Genomic DNA, 10,359 nt, shown 5'->3' with positions numbered 1-10,359 from the left:
AAGAATTTTTCAGGGTTTTACATACTGTTTAATCTTCAATTTTCAAGGTTCTTTTGTCTGTTTCTGTCGGCTGTTTTTTTCAGCGACGCGTTATATCTTATCATAACCGCTCGGCCTTGTCAACAACTTTTTGAAACTTTTTTTCGAAGTTCTTTTACAAGATTCTTCTTTTTGTTTGCTCCATTTTTTTGGCGCGAGTTATATCTTATCATAACTCTTTGGCCTTGTCAACAACTTTTTTAATTTTGTTTGACTGAAGCATTTTTTCTTATTTTGGAAAAAGAAGCGGAGAAAGAGGGATTTGAACCCTCGCGCCGGTTACCCGACCTACACCCTTAGCAGGGGCGCCTCTTCGGCCTCTTGAGTATTTCTCCGTAGTCAACATTTCCAATATAATACATCTGACATCTTAATTCTTCCCAGACGCATTGATCATTATACTAAATCAGGAAACTATTGTCAACCTATTTTTTCTACATTTTTATCTATATTTTGATCTATTGTGTCCTGAATTCTGTCATGCACAAGATCTGCTAATTCAGATGATTTTAATCCCATATATTGATCCGGATAAATTGCAGCCAGATAATGAACTTCTACCTTTTCTCTTCTTATTGAGTTGCAGTCGAACGGTTTATAGCTGTTAATTAAAGCCACAGGTACGATAGGACACTTTGCATGAATCGCACTTTTAAAGGTCCCGCTCTTAAAAGGAAGTATCTTATTTCCTTCCCTGCTTCTCGTACCTTCTGCAAATATTACATAATTTCTTCCCTGTTTAACCTCTTCTGTCACCTGTTTAATCATTCGAACAGAATCTTTCAGATCTTTTCTGTCAATTGCAATTCCCCGTAAAAGTGCAATCACCTGTTTAACCAGTATGAGTCTAGCAGCTTCTTTTTTGATTACGATCCCAAAAGGATGGCTGCATGTCGCTATCAATGCTAATGAATCAAACAGACCCTGATGATTCGGAAATAGAATAAATCCTTCTTTTTCCGGAAGGTTATCTGTTCCATATTCGATTACTTCAACTCTCCCCGCACAATTCACTTCTTTTACTACTTTTCTCAGATAATCATATCTTTCCTGTTCCGTGTGGCTGTCTTCTTTTTTTCCATACAGGTGCAGATGACAGGCATACGAAGGTATCTTGAAAATGCTCCTGATTACCATAAGGGCAATTCGTACCATAATTCATTCCTACTCTTCCCTGTATTTTATCAAAGCTGTCTCGTATAAATTGTTCCCTTCGGAATCCGCTACAACAATCACCGGAAAATCCTTTACTTCCAGTTTTCTAATTGCTTCTGCTCCCAAATCTTCATATGCAATTACTTCTGATGAAAGAATTCTTTGGGACAGGATTGCTCCGGCTCCACCTATTGCGGCAAAATAAACAGATGAATTTCTTATAATTGCATCCATTACTTCTTTACTTCTTTTACCTTTTCCGATCATTGCTCCCAGACCAAGATCGAGAAGTTTTGGTGTATATTTATCCATACGGCTTGCTGTAGTAGGGCCGGCTGATCCAATTGGTCTTCCTTCACGCGCCGGTGATGGACCCATATAATAGATTATATTTTTCCTGATATCAAACGGAAGTTCTTCCCCCTTCTCCATTGATTCCCACATACGTTTATGAGCAGCATCTCTGGCAGTATAAATAATTCCCGTAATATATACATAATCTCCTGCCTTTAACGTTTTTGCCTCTTCCTTTGCAATAGGTGCATGAATATGTCTCTCCATAAATAATCTCCTTAAATAATCCTATGTATATGACGGTTAACATGGCAGCAAATATTAACAGCTACAGGAAGGCCTGCAATATGAGTCGGATACGTCTCTATATTAACAGCCATTGCTGTCACTGATCCTCCAATTCCCCCCGGTCCGATTCCCAGTTTATTTATTTTAAGAAGCATCTCCTTTTCCAATTCCTTTACCCACTCTATTTGAGACTCTTCTTTTAAATTCCTTGTAAGGGCATGTTTCGCCATGAGAGCACACTTTTCAAAGGTACCTCCAATTCCTACCCCAATTACCATGGGAGGACACGCATTGGGACCAGCATCTTTTACGGCAGTTAATATTGCATTCTTTACTCCATCCATTCCGTCCGCAGGCTTCAGCATAAATACTCTGCTCATATTTTCGCTTCCAAATCCTTTCGGAGCCACTGTAATCTCAATATGATCTCCACTTACTATTTCATAATGGATAACTGCCGGTGTATTATCTTTTGTATTTTCCCTCTTTAATGGGTCACCGACTACTGACTTTCTCAGATAGCCTTCTTTATATCCCTGCCTGACGCCTTCATTAATCGCATCTGTAAGATTTCCGCCTTCCAAATGTACCTCCTGTCCTACCTTAATAAAAATGACCGCCATCCCTGTATCCTGACAGATCGGAATCATTTCTTCCCCGGCTATTTTCAAATTTTCTTCCAATTGTCCAAAAATCTGTTTTCCCAATGGAGAAGTTTCCATACAAGAAGACGTTTCAAATATCTCTTTCATATCTTCAGACAGAAAATGGTTCGCCTGGATACACATATCCCTGATTGCCTGTGTCACTTCTGCAACATCAATTATTCTCACACCCTTATCCTCCTAGTTCTCATTTTTTAAGTTTAACAGAATACAGGATTTAAAGACTCTGTCTTTCGCTGAAAATTCATAGATTCCATTATATTTTTTTATAATGGACTGGACAGAAATTATTCCTGTCCCTATTTGTTTTCTGTTTGATTCTTTAACTGAATAATAACGGCCTTCATTATCCTTTTCTAACTGTCCATTATACGAATTCTTAATCATAACAGCCAGCATGCTGTTTTTCACAATCTCCATTCTGGCCTCAATAAATTTTTCTCCGCTCTCCTGTCTCCTGCATGCCTCCAACGCATTCTCCATAAGATTTCCAAGAATAACCGTAAGGTGGGTATCACTGATACCTATTATTTTTGGAATATTTAAATTAATCGAAACTTTTATGCCATTTTTCTCAGATTCGGATTTATAATAACCCATTATGGAATCAACCGATACGTTTTCACATAATAACGTCTGTTCTTCTAAAGCAGATTCCTTAATATAATCATGGATATATGAAGTAAGCGCATCATATTCTCCATTTTCAGACATCTGTTCCATAATTCTCATGTGATGGCGTATATCATGTCTAAGACATCTCATTTTCTTTTCATCAGCTATAAATATTTCATTTCGTTCCTGCAGAGCCTTCGTTTTTACTTTTTCAATATTCAGATCATGCTCTGCCTTAATGATGCGATTCAGTTCATACACTATTCTTGTAATTGTATAATAGCAGGCCAAAGATCCGCTGTACCACAAAAAGACAAATAAAAAATTTTCAATTGTAAATGAGTACCTGGAATCATAATACCTTTGCGCGGTACTAACACGAAAAACAATAGAAAGAAACGCCGGAATCATCCATAAGTACTTCCATATATTTGCTTCTTTAATCGTTTCATACTCCGCTATACTGTTTTCAAAATACTGTGTAAATCGATATACGCAATAAAGTGTAAAACAAAGAATAACAACAATAGACAGATACCATAATACAGATTGAAATGAAATTCCTCGGATATTATGTACAATGAGTGACTCATAATACAGAAAAAAATCTCTTAAGCCATCCAGGAGTGTCATATAAAACAGAATACGGAAAAATGATCTTTTAATCAAAAGATTTGCTATACCAATGGAAACAACTCTTGTGGTAATAGAAACTACTGCCCTTTCTCTTCCAATCGTTTCAACCGGCCAGTTTATATTTCGAAAGCAGACGATGGAAAACGTCGTAATCATCAGGCAATAAAAGGCAGCAATTAATATGCTGCCTGTCCTGTTAAATCTCCTGTCTTTTTTAAATATACACCAGCCTGCCCATATCACACATTTTACCCATATGACTATATTCACATTCAGAACGAGATTTTTCATCTTCTTATCCCTTTTCTATGCGATTAAAAATATAATCGGAATACTGCTGCAAAATGATTTTTTTATCTCTTTTTTTAACTGGGATTCTCTCACCGTTTGTCATTAAAAAATCATCTTCTTCTATGTGCTGGACCTCGTTCATATTTATAATAATTCCCCTGTTACAGCATAAAAAGCAAGGATAAGGTTTCAGCATTTCTTCAATTTTGAAAATTTTAGATATGTTTTTGACATATACGTTTTTGTATAAATATAGTTATAATGATTGTAATAGGCGACATAAATTATATCTGATGTTCGAATTCTTCTCCATGTTCCCTTTTCTTTAATTTCAATAAATGAATTTATTTTATCTTCCGTACTTTCCAAAAGATGAAATAATTCACTTACATCCTGATATCCATATGGCTTCAGCAAATATCCAGCTGCTCTAACTTTATAACCTTCAATTGCAAAATCAGGGCTTGTAGTTGAAAATATAATAATACATGTTTGATCCAGAGCCCTTATTTTCCTTGCCAGTTCCATTCCATCTGCTTCACGCGTATGATTATTCAAATAGATATCGATAAAAATAATAGAATAGTTTCCAGGAATAAATTTCTGGAGGAACTGCTCCGAAGAACAGAATTCCTCCATATTCAAATACAAATTACGTTTACTGCTGCAGCATAAGAGATACTGCTTTAATAGATTCCTGTCTTCCTCTAGATCATCAATGATTGCTGCTGTCATCGTCATTTTCAGCTATTTCGTCTGCCGTACTCTCATTTTCTATCGCCACATTTTCCGTAACTGCTTCATTTGGCAGCTCTATTTCTTCATCAGTCTCATCACTGTCACTGCTGCTTTCTCTTACTTTAGCAATACTGGCAACCGTGATATTGGAGTCCTGATGGATATTCATCAATTTCACTCCTGATGTATTTCTTCCGATAATGGATATGTCATTTACTCCCAGACGGATAATAATTCCCTCTGTCGTAATTAACATAATGTCCCTGTCATCATGAACGAGCTTAGCACCGACAAGATCACCTGTCTTTTCCATTATCTTATAGCAGAGAACACCCTTACCGCTTCTCTTCTGGACTTTAAATTCGTCGATCAGTGTCCTCTTTCCCATGCCTCTTTCTGACACGACAAGGAGGTATTCTCCCTGGCTGTCAATCTGCATACCGACAACTTCATCGCCTTCATCCAGGTTCATACCGATTACGCCCATGGAAACTCTTCCCGTTACTCTGACATCCGTTTCCTTGAAGCGGATACACATGCCTTTTTTCGTAACCATAAAAACGTCCCGAACGTTATCTGTTGCCTTTACTTCAATCAGCTCGTCATTTTCTTTCAGAACAATCGCCTGAAGACCTGTTTTTCTTACATGTTCATATTCTACAATGGGCGTCTTCTTAATCATACCGCTCTTTGTTGCCATAAGAAGATACTTTTCGTCATCATATTCTTTCATTGGAATGACAGCTGTTACCTTCTCACCTGGCATCATCTGCAGAAGATTTACAATGGCCGTGCCTCTTGCCGTCCTGCCGGATTCTGGAATATTATACGCCTTGAGTCTGTATACGCGGCCTGTATTCGTAAAGAACATGATATAATGATGAGCTGTCGTCATAAACAGATCCTCAATGTAGTCTTCTTCTATCGTCTGCATGCCGCGGATTCCCTTACCGCCTCTGTTCTGGCTCTTGAAGTTATCTACAGACATCCTCTTGATATAGCCCAGATTTGTCAGTGCAATAACCGTATCTTCATCAGGAATCAAATCTTCATCTGACATATCATCATCAAATCCGATTGCTGTCCTTCTGTCATCTCCATACTTTTCGGAAATGATAAGGATTTCCTCTTTTATAACGCCGAGAAGACGCTTTTCATCTGCAAGGATCGCTTTCAACTCTGCAATTTTCTCCTGAAGCTCGCGATATTCATTTTCAAGCCGCTCCCGTTCCAGACCTGTTAAAGCTCTCAGACGCATATCTACGATCGCCTGAGCCTGAGGATCACTGAGACCGAAACTCTCCATCAACTGAGCTTTTGCCTCCTGTACGTTCTTGGAACCGCGGATAATACGGATTACTTCATCGATATGGTCCAGTGCAATCAGCAGACCTTCCAAAATATGAGCGCGCTCTTCTGCTTTGTTTAAATCATATTTTGTTCTTCTCGTTACAACCTCTTCCTGATGCTTCAAATAATACTGCAGCATCTGAAGAAGATTCAGAACCTTTGGCTCATTATTAACGAGCGCCAGCATTATGACGCCGAATGTATCCTGAAGCTGTGTATGTTTTAAAAGCTGGTTTAAAAGGACATTTGCATTTACATCACGTCTCAGTTCGATAACGACGCGGATTCCTTCACGGTTGGATTCATCACGGATATCCGTAATTCCATCCACACGCTTTTCTTTTACCAGTTCTACGATTTTTTCAATCAAACGTGCTTTATTTACCAGATATGGAAGTTCTGTCACAATAATCTGGCTTTTGCCGTTAGGAAGAGTCTCAATGTTGGTAACGGCCCGTACTTTGATTTTTCCCCGGCCCGTACGATAAGACTCCTCAATTCCTCTGCGGCCTAAAATAGTCGCCGCCGTCGGGAAATCCGGTCCTTTTATGATTTCCATGATCTCTTCCAGGTCTGTTTCCCTGTTTTCCAGAACTCGGTTATCAATAATTCGTACAACGGCTGCAATGATTTCCCTCAGATTGTGAGGAGGAATATTTGTCGCCATGCCTACGGCAATACCGGACGTACCGTTTGCCAACAGGTTTGGATATCTGGAAGGAAGCACAACAGGCTCTCTTTCCGTTTCATCAAAGTTTGGTACAAAGTCAACCGTATCTTTATTGATATCGGCCAGCATTTCCATCGATATTTTGCTCAAACGCGCTTCCGTGTAACGCATGGCTGCTGCACCGTCTCCATCGACGGAACCGAAGTTGCCATGGCCATCTACCAGCATATATCTCGTGGACCATCTCTGCGCCATATTTACAAGGGCACCATAGATGGAACTGTCTCCGTGAGGATGATATTTACCCATGGTATCACCTACGATACGGGCGCACTTACGATGCGGCTTATCCGGGCCGTTATTCAGTTCGATCATAGAAAAGAGAACTCTTCTCTGTACAGGTTTCAGACCATCCCGTACATCAGGCAGCGCCTGGCAGCAATAACACTCATGGCATAATCAATATATGATTTTTCCATGGTTTTCTTTAAATCTATTTCGTGAACCTTATCAAAAACATTTGGTTCCATACTATTTCCTCCATTCCGGGATTCATCCCAGGCTGATTTTTATATTTATGATATCTGCCCGTACATCCCTAGATATCAAGTGTTCCGTACTTCGCGTTTGCTTCGATAAATTCACGCCTTGGCTCTACCTGATCTCCCATCAGCGTAGTAAAAGTAAGATCTATTTCTGACGTAGTTTCTTCATCCATGGTTACCTTAAGAAGAATTCTCCTCTCCGGATCCATCGTTGTCTCCCAGAGCTGTTCTGCGTCCATTTCACCAAGACCTTTATAACGCTGAATTTTATTATTATTATCGCGGCCTATTTCCATCATGATGCTGTTCAGTTCCGCATCGCTGTAGGCATACCATACTCTCTTATTCTTCTCTACCTTGAATAAAGGCGGCTGAGCAAGATATACATGGCCCTGCTTTATAAGCTCCGGCATAAACCGGTAAATAAACGTCAGAAGAAGGGTGCTGATATGTGCTCCATCTACATCGGCATCCGTCATAATGATAATTTTATTATAGCGCAGCTTGCTGATATCAAAATCCTCATGAATCCCCGTACCAAATGCTGTAATCATGGACTTAATCTCCGCATTGCCGTAAATCCTGTCCAGCCTTGCTTTTTCCACATTTAGAATCTTACCTCTGAGCGGCAGAATTGCCTGTGTGCTCTTATTTCTGGCATCTTTTGCCGAACCGCCGGCAGAATCCCCCTCAACGATGTAAATCTCACAGTTTTCTGGATTCTTATCAGAACAGTCCGCCAATTTTCCTGGCAGAGCCATTCCCTCTAAAGCCGTTTTTCTTCTCGTCAGATCTCTCGCTTTTCTCGCAGCTGCTCTGGCACGCTGTGCCAGTATGGATTTCTCCAGCATCGTCTTTGCAACAGAAGGATTCTGCTCCAGGAAGTAAGTAAGCTGCTCACTTACAATCCCATCCACAGCTCCTCTCGCTTCACTGTTGCCCAATTTCTGCTTTGTCTGTCCTTCAAACTGTGGCTCCTCTATTTTTACACTGATGATTGCTGTCAGTCCTTCACGGATATCTTCACCTGAAAGGCTGGTCTCGTTGTCCTTTAACAGCTTATTTTTCCTGGCATAATCGTTAAATGTCTTAGTAAGGGCATTTTTAAAGCCTGTAAGATGTGTTCCGCCTTCCGGCGTATTGATATTATTTACAAAACTGTATATATTTTCCGTATAAGAGTCGTTATGCTGCATAGCAACTTCTACGTAAACATTTTCTTTCGTACCTTCGCAGTAAATGACAGAATCGTATAAAGAAGATTTCCCCTTATTGAGATACGTAACAAACTCTCTGATTCCGCCTTCATAGTGAAACGTCTTCTCTATCTTTTCTTCCCTGTCGTCCCTCAGTACAATTTTCAGATTTTTCGTCAGGAAAGCGGTTTCCCTCAGCCTGATTTTAAGCGTATCATAGTCATAAACCGTTTCTTCAAATATTTCCTTATCCGGAAGGAAGGTTACTTCTGTACCGTGTTCATCTTCCCCGCACGTTCCGATCACTTTCAGAGGATATACGACCTTTCCTCTCTCGTAGCGCTGCTTATAGATTTTGCCGTCCTGATAAATCTTTACCTCAAGAAATTCAGACAGCGCATTAACAACGGAAGCACCTACTCCATGGAGTCCGCCAGACACTTTATATCCTCCTCCGCCGAATTTTCCGCCGGCATGAAGAATCGTAAAAACTACCTCTACAGCAGGTATACCTGCCTTTTTCTGGATTCCTACCGGAATACCACGTCCGTCATCCCGTACAGTAATTGAATTATCTGAGTTGATCTGCACATCGATCTGGTCGCAGTAGCCCGCAAGTGCCTCATCAACCGCATTGTCTACAATTTCATATACCAGATGATGAAGCCCCCGGCTTGACGTACTGCCTATATACATACCGGGCCTTTTCCTTACTGCCTCCAGCCCCTCTAATATCTGAATTTGATCTGCTCCGTATTCAGCACTCATAATATTCCTCCTAGTCTTAGTTTTCGTTTACCACTTTGCCATCTATTACTTTAAATATCTTATCAATAGGGAACCTGTGATTGACAAATTCATCAAGTCCCGTACATGTAATCAACGTTTGTATATGATCAATTCCCGCCAGAAGATGATTCTGACGGCTGCTGTCCAGCTCAGACAGGACATCATCAAGAAGAAGCACCGGATAATCATGTACAATGCTCCTTACAAGTTCAATTTCTGCCAGTTTTAATGAAAGGGCCGCTGTCCTCTGCTGTCCCTGAGAACCGAATTTTCTAATATCAACACCATTGATATGAAAGCTGATATCGTCTCTGTGAGGTCCTACAAGTGTCGTTTTCTGACGCATATCCTGGATTCTGCTCTTCTTAACAGCGCTGTCGAAAGTATCCAGAGATACATTCGGTTCATACGCTACCATCAGAACTTCCTTTTCGCCGGAAAGCTTTCTATGAATTTCAGTAATCATACCATTCAAATGACAGATAAATTCCTGTCTGCATCGCATAACCTCTTTTCCGTACTGTACCATCTGGATATCCCATACATCCAGAGTACTTTCATATTCCGGTTTAAATGTCAGTTCCTTCAACAGTTTATTTCTCTGAATAATTACTTTGTTATATTGCACGAGGGAATGTACATACAGCTTATTTAGCTGGCACAGTTCCAAATCGATAAACCGCCTGCGTTCCGAGGCCCATTCTTTATAATATTCAGATCTTCCGGAGAAAAAAACACCACGTTTACAATGCCGAACAGCTCGCTCGCCTTTTTAATAGGGATTCCATTCACCGCAATCCCCTTTGCCTTGCTGCGTTTTAAGTGCATGTCAATTCTGTATGGAACATCATTTTTTCTCACCTGGAGCTTGATATGGGACTCATCTTCACCAAACTGGATCATCTCTTTGTCCTTGCTGCTCCTGTGGGATTTCGTCGTGCTGCATACATAAACAGCTTCAAGCACGTTTGTCTTCCCCTGGGCATTATCCCCATAAAGGATATTGGTACCACTGCTGAAATCCATATGTAGTTCCTGATAATTTCTGTAATTTTTAAGTTCAATTGACTCAATAAACATGGATGCAG

At 40.1% G+C, this 10,359-nt stretch carries 6 protein-coding genes, 1 tRNA gene and 2 pseudogenes; all 9 read right to left on the bottom strand.

Annotated elements, in window-relative coordinates; translation table 11 throughout:
• Positions 1–286: 286 nt before the first annotated feature.
• The 9 genes and pseudogenes from DXA13_RS19030 to recF all read right to left on the bottom strand — a co-directional run bounded on the left by DXA13_RS19030 (position 287) and on the right by recF (position 10,351).
• A tRNA-Ser gene (locus DXA13_RS19030) sits at positions 287–374 on the bottom strand.
• Positions 375–459: 85 nt separating this feature from the next.
• Positions 460–1,194: a lysophospholipid acyltransferase family protein gene (locus DXA13_RS19025; RefSeq protein WP_118246606.1), complete on the bottom strand. Its 735-nt coding sequence runs from the start codon at positions 1,192–1,194 to the stop codon at positions 460–462.
• A 9-nt stretch (positions 1,195–1,203) separates the two neighbouring features.
• Positions 1,204–1,755, bottom strand: coding sequence for a Fe-S-containing hydro-lyase (locus DXA13_RS19020; protein ID WP_118246605.1), 552 nt, complete (start codon positions 1,753–1,755; stop codon positions 1,204–1,206).
• An 11-nt stretch (positions 1,756–1,766) separates the two neighbouring features.
• Entirely contained in the window at positions 1,767–2,609 is an 843-nt protein-coding gene (locus tag DXA13_RS19015) for a fumarate hydratase (RefSeq protein WP_118246604.1), read from the bottom strand.
• A gap of 12 nt (positions 2,610–2,621) precedes the next feature.
• Entirely contained in the window at positions 2,622–3,467 is an 846-nt protein-coding gene (locus DXA13_RS21145) for an ATP-binding protein (protein ID WP_181995748.1), read from the bottom strand.
• A gap of 705 nt (positions 3,468–4,172) precedes the next feature.
• Positions 4,173–4,718, bottom strand: a complete 546-nt coding sequence (locus DXA13_RS19000; RefSeq protein WP_181995747.1) for a response regulator — start codon at positions 4,716–4,718, stop codon at positions 4,173–4,175.
• Positions 4,699–7,271 (bottom strand): annotated as a pseudogene (gene gyrA, locus DXA13_RS18995) (DNA gyrase subunit A). Before gyrA ends, DXA13_RS19000 begins: the two are co-directional and overlap by 20 nt.
• A gap of 68 nt (positions 7,272–7,339) precedes the next feature.
• Positions 7,340–9,250: a DNA topoisomerase (ATP-hydrolyzing) subunit B gene (gyrB, locus tag DXA13_RS18990; RefSeq protein ID WP_118246600.1), complete on the bottom strand. Its 1,911-nt coding sequence runs from the start codon at positions 9,248–9,250 to the stop codon at positions 7,340–7,342.
• Positions 9,251–9,266: 16 nt separating this feature from the next.
• A pseudogene (recF, locus tag DXA13_RS18985) lies at positions 9,267–10,351 on the bottom strand (DNA replication/repair protein RecF).
• Positions 10,352–10,359 lie beyond the last annotated feature (8 nt).

Origin of the sequence: Clostridium sp. AM58-1XD (genome assembly GCF_003464085.1) — a bacterium.
Classification (GTDB): domain Bacteria; phylum Bacillota; class Clostridia; order Lachnospirales; family Lachnospiraceae; genus Lachnoclostridium_A.
Note: the sequence above shows the minus strand (reverse complement) of the source record. Positions and strands in the feature narration are given on the sequence as shown.

What these genes read in the sequence shown, in the direction of transcription:
- DXA13_RS19025 (WP_118246606.1), bottom strand. Translation starts at nt 1,194, where the DNA reads ATGGTACGAATTGCCCTTATGGTAATCAGGAGCATTTTCAAGATACCT.
- DXA13_RS19020 (WP_118246605.1), bottom strand. Translation starts at nt 1,755, where the DNA reads ATGGAGAGACATATTCATGCACCTATTGCAAAGGAAGAGGCAAAAACG.
- DXA13_RS21145 (WP_181995748.1), bottom strand. Translation starts at nt 3,467, where the DNA reads ATGATTCCGGCGTTTCTTTCTATTGTTTTTCGTGTTAGTACCGCGCAA.
- DXA13_RS19000 (WP_181995747.1), bottom strand. Translation starts at nt 4,718, where the DNA reads ATGACAGCAGCAATCATTGATGATCTAGAGGAAGACAGGAATCTATTA.
- gyrB (WP_118246600.1), bottom strand. Translation starts at nt 9,250, where the DNA reads ATGAGTGCTGAATACGGAGCAGATCAAATTCAGATATTAGAGGGGCTG.